Genomic DNA, 18642 nt, shown 5'->3' with positions numbered 1-18642 from the left:
TCTCTGGGGCAAAACCCTGAAATCAGCCCTGAACCAATGGCGGAAGGACCGATCAATTTGGTTCGTTTGTGCAGCCCATACGGCTTGCCGATGATAAGCAGACGTCCACAGAGGGCTGATATCGACCCTAAGCTGCCCTTCGTAGAGGGCAGCTCAGGGGCAGAAGCGGATGATCAATCAAGTGCTGAAGAGGGGGATAGATCTAATTGGTTAGATTGGCCTTGTCGTCGTCCCATCTCTAGATAGTCCCGAGAACAAATGTGCGATAGAGAAAGTAATGGATGCCCTCTCGAAAACTGGCTATCAGTATCCAAGCACTTGGAGAGAGTTTGTATATGTAGAGCCTAGCCGGCTTTATTCATAACTCGATAGATGAACACCAACTCAGCTGAGTATTTATCTTTCAGTTCAGCAAGCAGGGTGGCCAGTTCAGCTTTGGTACAATAAATCTCATACTGATTAGGATCAAATAATACAAATTCATTTTCTTCATCATCTTTGATGGCTAAGAAGCAGACGGCCATTGTATGTTTGCTGGTTTTGGCATCTGACAAACTTAGCGTATAGCAGCCATGCTCCCGCTCAATATAACTCAATGCAGAGACCCAGTTAGTACGCGTTCCATGTGTTACTTTAAGACCGCAATTGGAAATCCCAAATTGAATAGCTTCGTCCACCAAATTCTCCACCTTAGAAGCTCGTTTCTTTACCAGCTGTTGACTCTCTGCGACTGTGAATGTAGCCGCTGGGGGTTTGTTCTTGCTGGCCCTCGAGTTCTCCCAGTTGAGCCCTTGTGCCGCCGCCTCTATCGACAACACATTTTCAGCCACTGGGGGGAGCGTAGGAAATTTTTCATTGAGTTCAGCCACTTTGTTATTACGAATGGTTGTCGTCAGGTAGGCAGTTCTTACATCCCACTTCTTAAAATAGTTTCCCGTGGTGTTGGTGTTGTACGCGGAGTATGAATCTTGTCTATCTTTGATTTCCTGGGCTAGCTTTCTGAGTGTTAACAGTCTTTGCCTTTTTTTGACCTCTTTCTTGTCAAACCATTGCAAGAACCTATCGGTTTTGCTGGTGTAGGCTCCCGTCTCTACAATGAGTTTGCACCATAGACCACTAATCGCCAGGCAACGACCTTCATTCCCCGACACGCCAAAATCTTTTGATTAACTTTTGTCTTGAACACATGGATATCCTTATCGGGAGGGTAGATAATTGAGCAAATCATTAGGTTGATTCATAAGCAGACAAGTCCGCCGCAAAGTATGTTTCAATAAGATATGGCCCATAGCCTGTAACGACTTAACGCTTTGGAGCTAATGCTGCAACGCCCCATACCAGCGAATAACCCGTTCCGGCCCCTCTATCTGTGTAGGCTTTGCTCGATATAGTCCACCCCGCTGCGCTGTTCAACCTTCCGCTCTGTACCAAAAGTAGGCGAACTCATACCCATGCTGCCTCAATACAAGCGCCTCTCAACTATGCGCTTGATCAGGTGGTACTCCTGCAAGCGTAGACAGAGAATTCCAGGGGGAGCCATAAACCTCTTAGATCAAGACGTTATATAAAAGAGTTAGTATAAGGGATGGCAGCGTTTGACGGATCGCTTTGGGGCGGCTGGCCTTATCGAAAGTCAGCAATTGGCCGTTTTCTGCCTCTCGCGACCGGCGGAAAACGGCCAAAAGCGGACTTTGCGAACACATTAAATAAATCTGTGCCCTTTTCGCTGTTTCGACATCGACGCTCGAACGGTTAGCAAACTGCCTAGTGCGCACCTGCTCGTCGTGTTTACGCAGCGCCTCGGTATCGAGCTTAGCCGTCCGGGCATCGACGCGTTGATTTGACTCCATCTGCTCAGCTACGTGATATAGCCACCGACGGTTATTCCTGCCCCGACGAGCATCTCCCCTCCCCAGGTAACGATATTCTCAGCCTTGCAATGAACTCTTGAAGGCCTGTCACTAAGATCTGGCTTCATCCCATCACCTTATCCATGGCAAAAGTGAATTCGCGCCCTTCACGCATTTATTCGTTTTTTCGAAAGTTTTACTAGACAACCAGCATTCACCCCTTTAGCTTCTGGGTAGTGGCTTTTTGCCAAAAAAAGCAAAACTTGCTGCAAGGCTATTTGATCAATCGAATTAAGTGCCTAAATTTCAGATAGTTGAGGCATTTCAACCAAGCTGGCTTATTTTTAATTTGAATTTAAGGAGCGAAGATTGAAGAAAATTGACCTCCATATGCATACCATCTCCACAATCAGCGACTCACACTTCGAATTCTCTCTAGAGAAACTTAAAGAATATGTTGAGCTAGCAGAGTTAGATGCTATCGCCATAACGAATCATGACATTTTCGATCTTGCTCAGTTTAATGAGATTTGTGAAGCACTAAACTGCGTTGTCTTTCCCGGCATTGAGATAAACTTAGACGCCGGGCACCTCCTTCTAATTTCAGAAAACCATGACCTTGAAGGCTTTCAACTTAAGGCGAATGAAGTAGCTAAGAAAGTGGTGGCAATCGGCGACTCAATCAATGTCGATGATTTGATGCGAATTTTTGGTGACCTTAACAATTATTTGCTAATCCCCCATTATGAAAAAGAAGCCAAGCCTTCACGCAGAAACTATTAAAAGACTTAAGGATGTAATTTCTGCAGGTGAGGTCGACAGTCCTAAAAAATTTGTTCGCATGTCAAAGATGAAACCGAACTTACACCAGTAATCTTCAGCGACATGCGATTTTACGTGGGGATGACTAAATTCCCAACAAGGCAGACTTACATAGATTGCGGGGATATATCATTAAAGTCGTTGAAGTTTGCCTTGCGCGACAGGAGCAAAGTATCTCTTTCCAAGCTTGATGGAAATTCAATTTTCCAGGTATTTGAGGATGGACAATGTCTCTCGACTGGCCTAAATGCAATTCTTGGCGCTAGATCTTCGGGAAAAACCGAAACCTTAACCCAGATAAACAATAGCTGCGAAAATGTAAAATACATCCCTCAATTCTCTCTCGTACAAAGAGACGATGCCAACTACGAAAAAGAATTCAATGCAGATGTAACGCGCAAGAAAAGTATTTTTTCAGACAAGCACCTAGCTCCCTTCAAAACGGTATTAGACGATGTATTGAGTATCGACACTGAAATCAACAAACGAAGAGTCGCAGATTACTTAGATACTCTAATGAAGTCGGCTGAAGAGGCACAGAAATTTGATTCATTTTCCAGAGCTTCATTATTCAATGAAACCTTGTTCGACTTAGGTGAGCACACATCGCTCACCGAACTTGTCAGCTCAGTAAGGCAACTGATAGAAAATATCGAATTTAGAGACGTCATAGACAAGTATATCGATACAAACGCCCTAAAGGCACTCGCCTGCGAATTAATAGTCATCTTGTGGTCCAAAGCCTACGAGAGAAAAAAGAAAAGCTTGGTGAATGACATTATTCGCGAGGTTAAAAGCAAACTCCAACTAAAGACCTCAGCAACTCAGATCAAAGATGTTGACCTTTATAGAGTCATGTTCGAGCACAAGAAGCTTCTGAAGTTTAACGAAATCGCCAAGCTGCTTCAGGAAGAGAAAATAATATACCAAGAAAGCTTTCAAGGGTTTAAGGTCGTCTGTAAACAACGTGCATTCCAAGGTGCAGGTGAAATCAAAAATGTTAGCGGCCAAAAGGTTGCTTTTAGTGATGCGTTCAGAGATTACGCACATCCGGCCAAATACCTTTCCAGCTTGAAAACAAACGAAGCATTCACTCCTTCAGAATTTTATAAATACTTTGCATGCATTGAGTATGAAATTTTGAACAAAGATGGCTTTAAGGTTTCTGGCGGAGAGCGTTCTGAATTTAGACTATTGCAAGAAATCAAGGATGCTCAAAACTTTGACTATCTGCTTATAGACGAGCACAGAGTCTTCATTTGACAACCTCTTCCTAAAGAAGTGAAGTCAATCAGATGCTCAAAGAAATATCCAAAAGCATGCCAGTAGTTATTGTAACGCACAATAGCGTCGTAGGCGCGTCCATCAGAGCTGACTACATAATTTATACTGCCAAAGAACTTGAAGAAGAAAAGATAACATACAGAAGATATTCGGGACATCCTTCAAGCAGAGAATTAGTCTCAACCGACGGTAAAAAAATTAATAATTTTAAAGTCACCATGGACTCTCTGGAAGCAGGCGAATCCGCTTACATGGAAAGGAAGACAGGATATGAAAGTATTAAAAATTGAAAAAAGCCAAGGATACTATCGAGACACCGAAGGAAATTACGAAACCATTGACAAAATTGATAAAGCCGTCTTATTAGCACTCGTCAATCTAGCTCTTGCCGACGATTTTGAAATTGATGAGTACAATGAAGAAGATCTAAAAAACCAAGCTCACCAGATAATTTACAAAAGCATTAGCAGCAAACTAATAGATTTGCATCAGAGGCGAAATCAATTTCGCGACGAGTCCGAGCGGCTATATCTAGAAGAGTACGAAAAATACAAGGCTTGACCGCACTACATTTATCTTACTGCAAAGTTAGCTCGTTTGTTACAGAGCGCGGCGCTAGTGCGCCGCCATTCCAACAGAGGCATTGCAGTCAAATTTAAAGATTTGTATCTTCTGGCTATAAAAAATAAGCTCCATATTTAGGACTTATTTCAGTTCTCCGCCTATATCTTGACCATTCCCGCTGCCTCGCCAACTCATGCAATACCTCACCAAGGGGTTTCCGGATCGCACCGAAGATAGCCTTCTTGCGCCTCTTCGGAATGAAGACATCGTGACGCTTACTGTCCCACTTCGTATGAGCAAGGCTCCACTGGGTGTACCCTATCTCTTAGTAGAGACAGAAGGTTCCCAATGACCGCATCACACGATCAAACCTCAAGAAGTCCCCCGGCTTAGCCGGGGATTACCTTGTTTATTTATGAGGTTGTCGTCCGCTTCTGGCCGATTGCTGTCTGTCACGAAGTTCAGCAATCGGCCCCTCCCAACGTGTCATGACACCTACAAAATCAGGGGCTATTCAGTTTTTATTTCAAACTCTGTTCAAAGCCGCAGCAGTATTCTGCTTTTTGAAAAAAACTGACTCAAACTAATTTGGAAACACAGCACTCAGTTAACGCCAAAAATTAATTCTTTTGCGTAAGGACTAAAGCGATATCCTTTATATTCTTCAGGATTTTTAATAGGTACATAAATCTTATGGCTTTCATCAGTTCGAAATTTAGGAGAGAAGCTAAATACGGTAACCTTTGTTGCCGTAGCCCACCCCCACAAATAACGCCAAAACCCTTCTTTCTCCCTAAGTTCGATAGCGATATACTCCCCATAGTCCCGCTTGATCCAGTCTCCTACCCCTTTGTTGTCTTTGGCAACAACCCCTCTGTACCTAATATCCCACTCATGCTTCGATTGCATTTCACTAGATAGAGATGCCTTGACATCCAGGCCCGAACCAAGCGACATATAGACAGGCATATCCTTTCTCAAGTAATTCGGCACGGCAAACGCACCATCTGTAAAAGAGATCTTATCTGCAGGTGGCATCAGTGCGATTCGATAGTTGGAATATACGTAACTATCGCTTGAGTTTGTATCATGCATTATATCTGCCGCGCCAAGCGATCCAGAGTATGTCTGCGCGCTTTCAGGTAATTTATCGCGATCGGTTGCCTTGACGTATCTCAGAGACAGATTGACGCTTTTCGCCGCCTTTCTTGAGTCATTTAATACCGATACTTCCACAGGAACTATAATGCGTTCTGATTCTGAAGCCGTAGGGCTAGCGTAAAACATATAAACTGGCGAATTACTTTCAAGCGGCTCACTGTGAAGATAGAGCGTCGCCTCACCAGACCATTTTCCATCTGATAAATCACCTACCACCTGATAGACAAATGGAGTAGCGGGCATTGCCAACACAACAACGGCGGCAATCGGATGCGCTTTTATATACGCAAAAATTTTGCTAGTCTTCGATAGCTTCGCCCTCTCAGCTCTAGTGGGGTCTTGAGTATTCACAACAGGCTTAGACTGTTTTCTTTTATTTCCCAAAACTCACCCCTTATAATTAGCTAAATCCAATTGACTTTAACAAAAGTCATTAAGTGTATCGACAATAACAAAAAAATCTTTATTTAAAATAAAGACATTATTTGAGAAAATCTCACGCTTGCGCGTATGCCAACCACATGCCGGGCAAAATTTCAACTTAGCGCTTTGGTAGCCTCGAAATGGGAAAAGTGTCGTCGTTTCTACCGCTAGCTGAATAGCTGCGTTCGACTAGGGTGGCAAAGAAAAAATTCCGATTTGTGGAAGTGGTTTCGATCGAGTCGATGTAGATGGATTTTCACTAGGCTAACGGGCTAGTCGTTGAAAGGCTTTCATTAGCTGGCTAACCCGAACGACCTCGCTGGAAGGCTCTCACGCTTTCCATCTGTGCGTTCATTACCTACCGTCGAATCTGTAACCCCGATGAGAAACGACAAGAGCCTGCATCGCTCCCTTGGCAATCGGCCACGCACAACCCTTTGCAGACATTCAAGGGGCAGGCTTTAGCCGGGTCGACGCCACCCATTCGCCCCTCGACTGTCCACCGTCCACTATTGGCCGATTGTGTTGAAAAAGTCGGTCCTTCCAGATTGCCCGCGTACTGACTGCTGAAAACTCCTTTTTTGCGCGCAGCTACGCGAAATCTGAGCCCGGAATCCTCTGCTTAAAGTAAAGATTTCAATCTGAAGCGCGTACTTTTCTGCCGTGGAAACCATGGCCGACTTTTTCAACAGAATCGGCCGATTGCTGCGTGTCGCGAAGGGCTGCAATCGACCGATTGCCAACGCGCGGGTTCAGGGGTAACTGCTAACCCCGCCCCTGCGGTGCCTTCAATCCTGGCTCGACACATCTCGCTTTTTGAAGCTACTGAGTAGAGCAGAGTTTGTGGCCTCTTCAGTTTTTCCGTGGAGGTAACTTTGGCACCTAAAACACTTTTGTTGCTCGAAGTGCTGGAAGTAAGAAAACGGACTTAGGCATAAACCGATTGCCGATACGCTAAGGCCTGGGGGAATTATTCTATCCATCGCGTATTTCCTGAGAGAGTAAGACTAGCCAAGGATAGACGACAACAGAAAATTGCTGGAGCAGCGCATCAGATTTGGGGTGCCCTTTTTTGCTCCGTAAAATGGAGCGGATCCAACACAGTGAATCGACCAGATGCTTTATCAGCTGAAACGCATTGATCTCAAGAGGAAGCGAGCGATCCATGGCTATCGAACGCAGCCACGGAATCTCGATCAGTGAGGGAGACGCCTCGAGTCTATGGGCTCAACTCGTCACCTTGTTAACCTAATTTTCGCACTGTAAACCACGGTAGTTAACAAGGTATAAAAGTGATTTACACGAAGCAGTGCCTTCGTTACCCATTAGTACCTGACTCAGGTTTTCCCATCCGACACTAGCCAGGCAAAGGCGCGCCCTAGGGCGCGCGCTTTGATTATAACAATGGAAGGGGCTACTTCTCGACCAGTACCTTGGGGTTGGAGTTGCCCCAAACGGTATAGAGATCGGCGAGTAGCGCACCGTTGATCTCTTCGACTTCAGCTTGGCTGATCTCACTTGCGCCTTGCTTTCCAAACAGTACCACTTCGTCACCCGCTTTTACGTCGGGTGCATCCGTGACATCGACCATCAAGGTGTTCATAGAAACCTTGCCCACTACTGGCACTCGATGACCATCGATCAACACCACACCCTTGTTGGTAAACACGCGGCGATAACCATCGGAGTAACCGACCGTAATGTTCGCCAGTTTCGAATCGCGGCTCAGGGTGTAGTTCGGTCATAGCCGACAGTATTACCGGCTGGGTAGTTATTGACCGACGCGACGTGCGTCTTGAACTGCATGACCCGCTGATACTCGGTGTGCGAAACCACAGTATCGCCATATAGGGCACCACCAGGGCGGACCATGTCCAAGTGCGACTCAGGCACTTCCAGGGTGGCGAACGAGTTGGCCGCATGCAAGGTCATTTTCTTGCGGTCGAGCTGGGCTGCGTCCATCAACCAAGCGGCCTGTTCGTTAAACGTCGCCAGGCCCTTGAGCACGTCTTCTTTCTCTTCCACCGCGAAGTGAGTCATGATCGCGACCACCTCTAGGTTCGGTACCTTAGTGATGGCTAAGCGGCACGCCTGTCAGCAGCTGTCTGCTTGAGTGAATGGCTAACCATTCACTCGGCCAACACCTGCAACCCAAACTTCACAAGATCTCAGCGTTTTTCCTTATCGGCATTTGATTTTGGAAACACCTGTACGCAATACGCCTTGGAGACTTCCGGATGCGTATCGGGGAAGTAGTAATGTTGGCCGTCCGTGAGGGTGTACCTTAACGAGGTTCCATCCTGGCTTCGAGCCACTTCCAGCAGCATATCCATGCGCCAGTCACCGGTGCCGTTGAGCCAACCAGGTGACACCAACTGTACCGACTTCACTTGTACACCTATTTCCGAGAGCTCCAGAATGGACGATAGCGTTTGCAAGCTATCCACGAACACGACTTCGTGGAACTCCAAGCCGTCCACGCACCTAGCTATCGTTGTGTGAAACCAAGGTGACATAAGTTGTTGTTGAACAAAATGCCAGCCTTGGTGGCCAGGCTCTAGCATTGCCTGAGAGCCGTTCACTTCTGCCTGTCGATTGGTTATGAACACGACCGCCCCCTCAAGATGAACAGTATACATTGTAGTCATATACTGTTCGAAAGCGCCTTATCGTTCCTTTTGCAGGGTATGCAAAGTGGAATTGAAAAGTGCTTTCGGGACGGTTCTTCGGTGGCTTCGTGTAAAACAAGGCCGAACGCAGGAGGACTTTTCCACCATCAGTAGTCGGACTTATGTCAGCACTTTGGAGCGAGGTTTGTACGCTCCAACCATCGAGAAGCTCGACGACATCGCTGCTGTGCTTGGTGCGCATCCCATAACGTTGATGATTGGTAGTTATGCACTGAAAGAAAATCGCTCTGTTGCCAAAGTGCTCGAGGACGTTATTGAGGAGATCGAGCGCCTTGAGGTCGCCGAGGGCGTTTCAAAGCTGCGAAAGCACCATCCCAAAGCCAAGCAGGTGCGATAGGCTCTGAATTCACTCGATTTGCACGGTGCACCGTGCAAACTCAAAAATAGTTACTAACGATAACTTATTGAATATACAAGAAAAAATAACAAGTAACTGTTACTAACGCACCAGATGTATTCACTCCCTGTTGAATCATTTCGTCTACTGCTCACAGACATCTTGACCAGTAATATGTCGTCGGCCAAGACGCGTAAACCGCCATGAACCGGGTCAGGCAAACCACCCTCGCAATGTGTTCTGTCGAACAACCCGGGCCGACTCCCGGGCAAGGACGACAGGATTGTGAACGCGTCAGGGCCGGTTCGACCGTGCAGGCATGAAGCGGGCGCTAGTATAAGCGGGTTAACCGCTGGTTCCTGCCCTTGGGACGCTTCCGGTGCTGATAGTTCCTGACAGAAATTTCGCTATTTGCCTGCGACTATTGATCTACACCCGGTAGGGCTGGAAATTGACGCCCCAAATGCGCACATCGGCTGGCAAGCATTTCCCGCAAAAGGTTCACCGGCTTACTCAATTGCGCGCGATGAGCACACAGTAAATTCAGTGGTGCGCGCTCACAGAGCAACTCCGGCATCAGCACTTTCAAGCGACCGGCCAACACATCGGCAGCCACATCGAGCCAGGACTTGTAGGCAATCCCCGCCCCCGCAACGGCCCACAGTCGCACCACGTCAGCGTCATCGCTGAAACGGTCACCACTGACCGTCAACCCGACTTCGCGCTTGCCATCGTGGAAACTCCAGTGATCGTGAACCCGGCTGCCGAGCATGAACAACAGGCAATTGTGTTGCGCCAGTTGCTCCAGTTGGCGCGGCTCGCCGTGCCGGGCCAGATAACCGGGCGAGGCGCAGAGGACCCGGCGGTTTTGCGGGGCTATGGGCAGCGCCACCAGGCTCGAATCTTCTGGCTCGCCGTAACGCAGGGCAATGTCCACCGGTTGGCGGAACAGGTCGGCGATGCGATCCCCCAACAGTAAACGCACAGTGAGTTTCGGATGTTCACGCTGAAATTCATCCAGCCATGGCAGCAACAGGTTGCGTCCGAAATCCGACGGCGCCGACAGTTGCAGCACACCGCTGACCTGATCCTGTCCGCTGGCCAGCAGACGGCGGCCCTCATCCAGATTGCTCAGGGCCGCCCGGGCATATTCCAGAAAGCCTTCACCTTCGGCCGTCAGGCGCAGACTGCGGGTGGAACGGGCTAGCAACCGCGCGCCGAGTTGCTGTTCGATACGCTTCAGCGCCGCGCTGGCCACTGCCGCCGACATGTCCATCACCCGCGCCGCCGCCGACAGGCTGCCCAGGTCCGCCGCCCGGACAAACAACTGCAAGTCATCGAAACGCAGCATCTTCAGCCTCGATTATCAAAAAAATATTGAAAGAGAGTGCTCTTTTAGCGGGTTTTATCTTGCAGAGAAATAGCCAATCATCTGTCCCATCGAAATCACTCAGCGTCAGGAGTCGAACATGTCCCAGCCTTTTACCGCCATCGCCACCCTCATCGCCAAAGCTGGCCAGCAGGACGCCCTCGAACAGCACTTGCGAGCGCTACTGGAACCGACCCGCGCCGAGGCCGGTTGCGGTCAATACGACTTGCATCAGGATCTGGCCAACCCACTGGCGTTCTACATGATCGAACAATGGAGCAGCGACCAAGCCCTGCAAGCCCATGACGCCAGCGCCCACATCCAGAACTTCCGCGCCAAGGCCGGTGACTTTCTCGAACACTTCGACCTCAAGCGCCTGCGCACCCTGGCCTGATCCCTTCCTCTATTACTGTTCCGGAGCCCTCCATGAAAGCCATTGCCTATTACGCCGCCCTGCCGATCAGCGACGCAAAATCCCTGCAAGACATCGAACTGCCAGAACCGGTCCCCGGTCCCCGCGACCTGCTGGTGGAAGTCAAAGCCATCTCGGTCAACCCGGTGGACGCCAAGGTTCGGCAGAACGTCCAGCCTGAAGGCGGCGCGGCAAAAGTGCTGGGTTGGGACGTGGCGGGCGTGGTCAAAGCTGTAGGCAGTGAAGTGACGCTGTTCAAGACCGGCGACAAAGTGTTTTACGCCGGCTCCATCGCCCGGGCTGGCGGCAATAGCGAACTGCATGTGGTGGACGAGCGGATTGTCGGCCATATGCCGAAAACCCTCGGTTTCGCTGAAGCCGCCGCCCTGCCGTTAACCGCGATCACCGCGTGGGAATTGTTGTTCGAGCGCCTGCAAGTGCGCGAAGGCAAAACCGATGAAGGCCAGAGTCTGCTGATCGTCGGGGCTGCCGGCGGTGTCGGCTCGATCCTGACCCAACTCGCCAGGCAACTCACCGGGCTGAAGGTCATCGGCACCGCATCTCGCCCACAAACCCAGAGCTGGGTGCGTGAGCTGGGGGCCGATCTGGTGATCGATCACAGCCAGCCGTTGAGCGAAGAACTCAAGCGTGCCGGCGTTGGGCAGGTGACCCACGTCGCCAGCCTGACCCAAACCGATGAGCACCTAGATCAACTGATCGAAGCCTTGGCGCCTCAGGGCAAACTGGCGCTGATCGATGATCCAAAGGCGCTGGACGTGACCAAGCTCAAGCGCAAGAGCATTTCGCTGCACTGGGAATTTATGTACACCCGCTCGCTGTTTGAAACGGCCGACATGATCGAGCAGCACAACCTGCTCAACCGCGTGGCCGGGCTGATTGATGCCGGCACGCTGAAAACCACAGTGGGCGAACACTTCGGCACCATCAACGCAACCAACCTGCGCCGCGCCCATGAACTGCTGGAAAGCGGCAAGTCCAAGGGCAAGATTGTGCTGGAAGGGTTCTAACCGCTCCCGCAGGAGCGAGGCTTGCCCGCGAAAGCGTCCTTGAGATCGCCATCGCGGGTAAGCCCGGCTCGACAAAAGGCTGCGACCTTTTGATCTTGCAAACCGTCAGTCCGAAGGTTGACCCTTGTCACAATTGCGATCGTATTCAGGTCTACAATCGAAACCTCTGCGACACCGTCTTTTACTGAAGGAGGTCAGCAATGAAGATCCTGATAAAAGAAGTGGCAACATCCCAATGGCAGGTCCGCCTGGACCAACACGCCGTCACGTTCCGCAGCGAAGCTGAAGCGCTCGCTTTCACCCGCACCCTTGAAGCGCGGCTTCTCGCCCCTCATAAAATCCCAGACCGCCAGCAGCGTGCCGCTGGCTGAGTCCTCATCACGCCTCTGCTTGGGCCAGCGCCCGGGCATTTTGCAAACGCCGGGTGAGCATCGCGACGCTCACCACCAGAATCCCGCACAGGCTGATGACCGTAGCCATCGGCATGGCGCTGCCATCGTGTAAAACGCCCACCAGTGCCGACGCCCCGGCGGCGATGCTGAATTGCAGGCAGCCGAGCAGCGCCGATGCACTGCCGGCGCGGGCGCCCTGTCCGTTCATGGCGCAGGCTGAAGCGTTGGGGAGGATGCAACCGAGGCTGGCGATGCAGACAAACAATGGAATCAGCAGCGGCCAAAGCTGTTCGGTGTGCAGTGAGCTGACAGCGAGCAATGTCAGGCCCGCGCCCAGATAAATCCAAACTGTGCGCGCCAGCAGGAACGCCGGGCCACGCTTGGCCAACAGTCGCGCGTTGACCTGCGCCACCAGAATGAAGCCCGCCGCGTTGGTGCCGAACAGCCAGCCGAAATGCTCGGCCGGCACGCCATAAAGCTTGATGAAGACAAACGGCGAACCAGAGATGTAGGCAAACATCCCGGCGACGGCGAGACCGCCGGTCAGGGCGTGGCCGAGGTAAACCGGGTCGGCTAATAAGCGACCGTACTGCCGCAATGCCCCTTTCAACGGTTGGCGCGGCACATAGTCCGGCAGGCTTTCCGGCAACCCGAGGGCCACGGCCAGGGCGGCCAAGGCGCTGAAGCAGGTCAACACCAGGAAGATCGACTGCCAGCCCGTGGTGTTGACCAACAATCCGCCGAGCATCGGTGCAAGAATCGGCGCCAGGCCCATCACCAGCATCAGTTGGGAAAAGACCTTCGCCGAGCCCACCGCATCACATTTATCACTGACCACCGCCCGGGAGATCACCATTCCCGCGCAACCGCCCAGCGCCTGGATGAATCGCGCACCCATCAGCCATTCCAGATTCGGCGCAAATGCGCAGGCCAGGGAAGCAGCGGTGAACAAGCCAACGCCAGTCAGCAACGGAATACGCCGCCCGAAACGATCCGCCACCGGGCCGTAGAGCAACTGACCAATGGACAAGCCAAGAAAATACGCAGCGAGCGTCATTTGAACGTGTTTTTCGTCGGTGCCGAACGCTTGCGCGATGGCCGGGAACGCCGGCAGATAGAAATCGATCGCCAGCGGACCGAAAGCGGTCAGGGCGCCAAGAATCAAAATGGTACGCAAGTTCATCGGGCATCCAGTTGGGCGTGGTTCGACAGCTCGACAGTCTAGCCGCGCGGGGACGCCTTGAACATTCCGATAGGTCGCTAACTATTAAAAACTGCTGGATGAACTCAAATCAATGTGGGAGCGGGCTTGCTCGCGAAAGTGGAGTGTCAGTCGACATCTATGTTGAATGTGCCGGCCTCTTCGCGAGCAAGCTTTACTCCTACAAAAGCAAATGTTTCAGGCGACTTTGGCTTCGTAGCCTTCTTCAGTGATCGCGGCGATCACCTGCTCGGTGGTCAGTGCGCTTTCGACGCCGACTTCCTTCGCCCCCAGATCCACGCGCACGCTGGCGGCCGGGTCCCTGGCTTGCAGGGCTTGGGTGATGGCCTTGACGCAGTGACCGCAGGACATGCCTTGAACGTTGAACACTTGCATGGGATGACTCCTGTAATGAGGCTTTTGGATGATCTGCCGGCAGTCTCGAGCTTGCCACCATGGCAAGGTCAAGTTCTGAAATAGACTGCCGGGCTGGCAATCGGCCGCGCGCTCGGCCAAGCTGCGTCCATCAATGACTCGACCTCTGGAGATTCAGCCATGCGCTGGTCAACTCTCAGCCTGTTTGGCTTCCTCAGCCTTTTCGCCGCCCTGCCTTCGGCCAACGCCGCCGGCGAGGATTACGCGGTTCTGATCATCTCGCGTGAGCGCCTGGAAGTGGCGACCTCCTGCGAGATTGGCGTGTACATACAGGACCAGCCTGTGGGGCGATTGCTGCAGGAGCAGACCATCTCGTTCAACCTGCCTCACGGCACGATTTCCGTACGTCTGAAGCTGGAACCCGGTCAAGTCCCGGGCTGCAGCCCTGGCATGCTGGCACCGCCCGCGCAGGAAATCACGCTCAAGGCCGGCGATGTCGTGAAGTACCGGATTGCGACGACGGCGAGAGGGATGTACCTGCGGCCGGCCGCTCTCGAGTATTGAGTCGCCTGTAAAAGATCGCAGCCTTCGGCAGCTCCTACGGGATTGGGTTACCACACCATCAATGTAGGAGCTGCCGAAGGCTGCGATCTTTTGATCTATTGATCTGGAACATGGCGCTTGACCTTGCCAGCATGGCAAGGTTGATCCTGTAGACACTTTCTACAGGGAGCGTGACCGATGTCCGAATCCACCACTTTCGACCTGCCGATTGTCGGCATGACCTGCGCCAGTTGCGCCGGGCGTGTCGAGCGCGCCTTGAGCAAAGTCATCGGCGCCACAGCCGTCAGTGTCAACCTGGCCACCGAGCAGGCGCGTATCCAAGCGCCCAGCGACAGCTTGCCTGCATTGATGGACGCGGTGCAGCAGGCCGGCTACAGCGTGCCGCAGCAAAGTCTGGAGTTGAGCATCGACGGCATGACCTGCGCGTCCTGCGTCGGCCGGGTCGAACGGGCGCTGACCAAGGTGCCAGGGGTGAAAAGCGTCAGCGTCAACCTGGCCAACGAACGTGCGCACCTCGAACTGCTCGGCCACATCGATCCGCAAATCCTGATCGCCGCTGTCACCAAGGCGGGCTACAACGCCAGCGTCTGGGAAGTCGAACACCCCACCGACAATCAACAGGCCCGCCTTCATCGTGAGCGCTGGATCTTGCTCGCGGCCATCGCCCTCGCCCTGCCACTGGTGCTGCCGATGCTGCTGCAGCCCTTAGGCGTGCACTGGATGCTCCCGGCCTGGGCACAATTCGCCTTGGCCACGCCGGTGCAATTCATCTTCGGCGCAAGGTTTTACGTCGCTGCCTGGAAAGCCGTGCGCGCCGGGGCCGGCAATATGGACCTGCTCGTCGCCCTGGGCACCAGCGCCGGTTATGGCTTGAGCCTCTACGAATGGGCCACCGCCGCCGGGCGTATGCCGCATCTGTATTTCGAAGCGTCAGCGGTGGTAATCGCCCTGGTGCTGCTGGGCAAATACCTGGAAAGTCGCGCTAAACGCCAGACCGCCAGCGCCATTCGCGCACTGGAAGCCTTGCGTCCGGAGCGGGCGATTCAAGTCATCGACGGCCGTGAACAAGATGTCGCCATCAGCGCCTTGCGCCTGAATGATCTGGTCATGGTCAAACCCGGCGAACGCTTCCCCGTGGACGGCGAAGTAGTGGAAGGCCAGAGCCACGCCGACGAAGCGTTGATCAGCGGCGAAAGCCTGCCAGTGCCAAAACAACCCGGCGATAAAGTCACCGGTGGTGCGATCAACGGCGAAGGTCGGTTGCTGGTTCGCACCTTGGCGCTCGGCGCCGAAACCGTATTGGCGCGGATCATTCGTCTGGTCGAGGATGCTCAAGCCGCGAAAGCGCCGATCCAGAAACTGGTGGATAAAGTCAGCCAGGTGTTCGTGCCGACGGTATTGGTCCTGGCCCTGGCGACGTTGATCGGTTGGTGGCTATACGGCGCACCGATCGAAACGGCATTGATCAACGCCGTCGCGGTGCTGGTGATCGCCTGCCCTTGCGCCTTGGGCCTGGCCACGCCGACCGCGATCATGGCCGGCACTGGCGTGGCGGCGCGCTACGGGATTTTGATCAAGGACGCCGAAGCGCTGGAGCGTGCCCATGAAGTCAGCGCGGTGGTCTTCGACAAGACCGGCACCCTCACCTCCGGTACCCCGCGCATCGCTCATTTGAGCGCGGTTGACGGTAATGAAGCGCCGCTGCTGCAAATGGCCGGCGCGCTGCAACGGGGCAGCGAACACCCGCTGGCCAAAGCTGTTCTGGATGCTTGCGCCGAGCGTGGGTTGATCGTGGCCGATGTCAGCGACAGCCAGTCGCTGACCGGACGCGGGATTGCCGGCACCCTCGACGGGCGTCGGTTGGCGCTGGGCAATCGTCGTCTGCTGGAGGAAAGCGCTTTGAGCGCGGGCTCCTTGGCTGATTCCGCAAAAGACTGGGAAACCGAAGGCCGGACGCTGTCCTGGCTGATCGAGCAAAGCCCCGATCCGCGCGTGCTCGGCCTGTTTGCCTTTGGCGACACCCTCAAGCCCGGTGCCTTGCAAGCGGTGCAGCAACTCAACGCACGCAATATCAGCAGCCACCTGCTGACCGGCGACAACCGTGGCAGCGCCAAAGTAGTGGCCGACGCCTTGGGAATTAAAGATGTTCACGCTGAAGTCCTCCCGGCGGACAAAGCCGCCACCGTCGCCGAATTGAAGAAAACCGGCGTGGTGGCGATGGTCGGCGACGGCATCAACGACGCCCCTGCGCTGGCCGCCGCGGATATCGGCATCGCCATGGGTGGCGGCACTGACGTGGCGATGCACGCCGCCGGGATCACCCTGATGCGCGGTGATCCACGGCTGGTGCCGGCGGCGCTGGAGATCAGCCGCAAGACCTACGCGAAGATCCGGCAAAATCTGTTCTGGGCCTTCGTCTATAACCTGATCGGCATTCCGCTGGCGGCGTTCGGCTTCCTCAACCCGGTACTGGCCGGCGCGGCCATGGCGCTGTCGAGCGTCAGCGTGGTGAGCAATGCGTTACTGTTGAAAACCTGGAAACCCAAGGATCTGGAGGACAACCGATGAACATCGGCCAAGCGGCCCGCCACAGTGGCCTGAGCGCGAAGATGATCCGTTATTACGAATCCACAGGCTTGCTCAAGGCTGCCCATCGCACCGACAGCGGCTACCGGGTCTATGGCGATGATGACCTGCACACACTGGCCTTCATCAAGCGTTCCCGGGACTTGGGATTCTCACTGGAAGAGGTCGGTAAACTGCTGACCCTTTGGCAGGACCGCCAGCGGGCCAGCGCTGATGTGAAGGCACTGGCCCGTCAACACATCGACGAGCTGAACCAGAAGATCCGCGAACTCGGCCAACTGCGCGACACCTTGCAGGATTTGGTCGAGCACTGTCAGGGCGACCACCGCCCCGACTGCCCGATCCTCAAGGAGCTGGCGTCGGGTTGCTGCGCCGAGCCTGCTCGCGCCTGAGCGACAAGCCCTTCACCACCAGCAACGTGGTGAGGGGAATACCGTGGAACAACATCACCACCGCGCCGGGCGTCCACCAGGCATAGAACGGCGCGGCGATCAGCATGCCGATACCGAAGCCGGTCATTTGCAACAGCGTAAGGAAGCTGAAGATCGGCAGACGCAGGTGGTCCGGCTCACGTTGCAGGCGCGACATCAGACCGACTTCGGAAAAACCGTCGCCCAGCCCGGCCGGCAACGAGAACAGCAGCAAACCGTAAAGGGTCTGTTGCTGGAACATCAGGATGAAGCCGCAGGACATCAGCAGCACGCCGAAGAAAAACCGCCGCTCCAAATTGATGTTGTCCGAGCCTTTGAGACGGCTGGCAATCCGCGCGCCGATGAGTTTGCCGCTGGCCCAGACCGCCAGCATCAGACCCAACGTGGTACTGGCCGATTCCGGCGTCAACAGTCGGGAGATGATCGGGAACCCGACGTTGTGCGCCGCGCTGCCGAGGGTGTCGGCCATGGCGACTGCAAGCATCGCCGCCAGCACCGGAGCGGACCGTAACCCCTGAAGCAGCGCCGACCATTCCCCGCGTTCGGAATTCGATTCTGCAGCGGGAACGGTTGCGCGAAATCGCAACGGCACAATCAACAACGCCGCCAGCAGATACGTGACCACATTCAGTGCGAACACCGCTTCAAAGCCAAACGCCGCGACCACCAACCCCGCCACCAGACTGCCACCGACCATCGCAATGGACGCTGCCGAAGTGATCCAGGCGTTGGTCTTGAGCAAGTGTTCGCGGTCGATCAGGTTCGGCAATTGGCTGTTGAGGCCGATGGCGAACATCGAATTGCCAAACCCCAGACCAAACGCAATTACCGGCAGCAGCAATGCTTGCTGGGTCACCGGCAGAATCAATAACAAACCTAGAACCCCTGCACGCAACAGGTCGAAGGCAATCAGCGGCACACAGCCAGACCAGCGCCGATAGAACGTGGTGCCGATCAAACTGGCAAAAACCCCTCCGGCTACGCGGCTGGCGAGGAAGATCGCGACGCTCATGGCGCTGTTGCTGAGCACGTAAACGTAAGTGGCCAGGGCGACCATGTTGAGGAATGCACCGAAGTCGGAGATCAGACGAGCGGTGATGATGAGCTGGGCATTGCGCGTGGAAGGGATGTTCACAATCAATCCTTGAGTGTG

The 18642-nt window shown here is 53.6% G+C and carries 18 protein-coding genes and 2 pseudogenes; 12 read left to right on the top strand and 8 right to left on the bottom strand.

Annotated elements, in window-relative coordinates:
* Positions 1-344 precede the first annotated feature (344 nt).
* Positions 345-1151 carry a hypothetical protein gene (locus RHM58_RS12120; protein WP_322270463.1) on the bottom strand — a complete coding sequence of 269 codons (807 nt, stop codon included), beginning with the start codon at positions 1149-1151 and terminating at the stop codon, positions 345-347.
* 1068 nt (positions 1152-2219) lie between these two features.
* Here RHM58_RS12120 and RHM58_RS12115 point away from each other — a divergent pair.
* The 4 genes from RHM58_RS12115 (at position 2220) to RHM58_RS12100 (ending at position 4517) form a co-directional block, all read left to right on the top strand.
* Complete coding sequence (locus tag RHM58_RS12115) at positions 2220-2633, top strand: hypothetical protein (RefSeq protein WP_322270462.1); 414 nt, start codon at positions 2220-2222, stop codon at positions 2631-2633.
* Positions 2634-2747: 114 nt separating this feature from the next.
* Entirely contained in the window at positions 2748-3935 is a 1188-nt protein-coding gene (locus tag RHM58_RS12110; RefSeq protein ID WP_322270461.1) for a hypothetical protein, read from the top strand.
* A gap of 32 nt (positions 3936-3967) precedes the next feature.
* On the top strand, positions 3968-4246 hold the full coding sequence (locus tag RHM58_RS12105) for a hypothetical protein (RefSeq protein ID WP_322270460.1): 279 nt from the start codon (positions 3968-3970) through the stop codon (positions 4244-4246).
* A complete protein-coding gene (locus tag RHM58_RS12100) occupies positions 4227-4517 on the top strand; it encodes a hypothetical protein (RefSeq protein WP_322270459.1) in 291 nt (96 codons plus the stop codon). The genes RHM58_RS12105 and RHM58_RS12100 overlap by 20 nt, the downstream gene beginning before the upstream one ends.
* A 606-nt stretch (positions 4518-5123) precedes the next feature.
* Here RHM58_RS12100 and RHM58_RS12090 read toward each other — a convergent pair.
* The 3 genes and pseudogenes from RHM58_RS12090 to RHM58_RS12080 form a co-directional block, all read right to left on the bottom strand.
* Positions 5124-6065, bottom strand: coding sequence for a hypothetical protein (locus tag RHM58_RS12090; RefSeq protein WP_322270458.1), 942 nt, complete (start codon positions 6063-6065; stop codon positions 5124-5126).
* Positions 6066-7518: 1453 nt separating this feature from the next.
* Positions 7519-8162, bottom strand: a pseudogene (locus RHM58_RS12085) (alanine racemase C-terminal domain-containing protein); the annotation flags it as partial.
* Positions 8163-8272: 110 nt separating this feature from the next.
* Complete coding sequence (locus RHM58_RS12080) at positions 8273-8713, bottom strand: hypothetical protein (RefSeq protein WP_322270457.1); 441 nt, start codon at positions 8711-8713, stop codon at positions 8273-8275.
* An 85-nt stretch (positions 8714-8798) separates the two neighbouring features.
* On the opposite strand from RHM58_RS12080, the pseudogene RHM58_RS34025 reads away from it, so the two are divergent.
* Both RHM58_RS34025 and RHM58_RS34020 read left to right on the top strand, forming a co-directional pair.
* Positions 8799-8918: pseudogene (locus RHM58_RS34025) on the top strand (transcriptional regulator); the annotation flags it as partial.
* The gene (locus RHM58_RS34020) at positions 8919-9131 is read left to right on the top strand and encodes a hypothetical protein (protein ID WP_416195352.1); all 213 of its coding nucleotides are present in this window, start codon (positions 8919-8921) and stop codon (positions 9129-9131) included. It abuts the pseudogene before it with no gap.
* Positions 9132-9552: 421 nt separating this feature from the next.
* Here RHM58_RS34020 and RHM58_RS12070 read toward each other — a convergent pair whose 3' ends face one another.
* A complete protein-coding gene (locus tag RHM58_RS12070; RefSeq protein WP_201200318.1) occupies positions 9553-10482 on the bottom strand; it encodes a LysR family transcriptional regulator in 930 nt (309 codons plus the stop codon).
* A 118-nt stretch (positions 10483-10600) separates the two neighbouring features.
* Here RHM58_RS12070 and RHM58_RS12065 point away from each other — a divergent pair, with 118 nt between their 5' ends.
* From RHM58_RS12065 to RHM58_RS12055, 3 genes are all read left to right on the top strand, one after another.
* Entirely contained in the window at positions 10601-10894 is a 294-nt protein-coding gene (locus RHM58_RS12065) for a putative quinol monooxygenase (protein WP_201256331.1), read from the top strand.
* Positions 10895-10926: 32 nt separating this feature from the next.
* Positions 10927-11940 carry a zinc-binding alcohol dehydrogenase family protein gene (locus RHM58_RS12060; RefSeq protein ID WP_322270455.1) on the top strand — a complete coding sequence of 338 codons (1014 nt, stop codon included), beginning with the start codon at positions 10927-10929 and terminating at the stop codon, positions 11938-11940.
* A gap of 200 nt (positions 11941-12140) precedes the next feature.
* Positions 12141-12311, top strand: a complete 171-nt coding sequence (locus tag RHM58_RS12055; protein ID WP_201200314.1) for a hypothetical protein — start codon at positions 12141-12143, stop codon at positions 12309-12311.
* Between the two features lie 7 nt (positions 12312-12318).
* On the opposite strand, the gene RHM58_RS12050 is transcribed toward RHM58_RS12055, so the two are convergent.
* A complete protein-coding gene (locus RHM58_RS12050; protein ID WP_201200313.1) occupies positions 12319-13515 on the bottom strand; it encodes a multidrug effflux MFS transporter in 1197 nt (398 codons plus the stop codon).
* Positions 13516-13731: 216 nt separating this feature from the next.
* The gene (locus RHM58_RS12045; protein WP_201200311.1) at positions 13732-13929 is read right to left on the bottom strand and encodes a heavy-metal-associated domain-containing protein; all 198 of its coding nucleotides are present in this window, start codon (positions 13927-13929) and stop codon (positions 13732-13734) included.
* Positions 13930-14088: 159 nt separating this feature from the next.
* On the opposite strand from RHM58_RS12045, the gene RHM58_RS12040 reads away from it, so the two are divergent.
* From RHM58_RS12040 to cueR, 3 genes are all read left to right on the top strand, one after another.
* Positions 14089-14472, top strand: a complete 384-nt coding sequence (locus tag RHM58_RS12040; protein ID WP_201200309.1) for a hypothetical protein — start codon at positions 14089-14091, stop codon at positions 14470-14472.
* 177 nt (positions 14473-14649) lie between these two features.
* Positions 14650-17040 (top strand): heavy metal translocating P-type ATPase, encoded by a 2391-nt coding sequence (locus RHM58_RS12035; RefSeq protein ID WP_322270454.1) that lies wholly within the window; start codon positions 14650-14652, stop codon positions 17038-17040.
* On the top strand, positions 17037-17450 hold the full coding sequence (cueR, locus tag RHM58_RS12030; protein ID WP_123598926.1) for a Cu(I)-responsive transcriptional regulator: 414 nt from the start codon (positions 17037-17039) through the stop codon (positions 17448-17450). Before RHM58_RS12035 ends, cueR begins: the two co-directional genes overlap by 4 nt.
* Here the strand turns inward: cueR and RHM58_RS12025 are convergent.
* Positions 17404-18618 (bottom strand): MFS transporter, encoded by a 1215-nt coding sequence (locus RHM58_RS12025; protein WP_322270832.1) that lies wholly within the window; start codon positions 18616-18618, stop codon positions 17404-17406. The genes cueR and RHM58_RS12025 overlap by 47 nt on opposite strands.
* Positions 18619-18642: the final 24 nt, after the last annotated feature.

It is taken from the genome of Pseudomonas sp. 10S4, from assembly GCF_034344865.1.
Classification (GTDB): domain Bacteria; phylum Pseudomonadota; class Gammaproteobacteria; order Pseudomonadales; family Pseudomonadaceae; genus Aquipseudomonas.
Note: the sequence above shows the minus strand (reverse complement) of the source record. Positions and strands in the feature narration are given on the sequence as shown.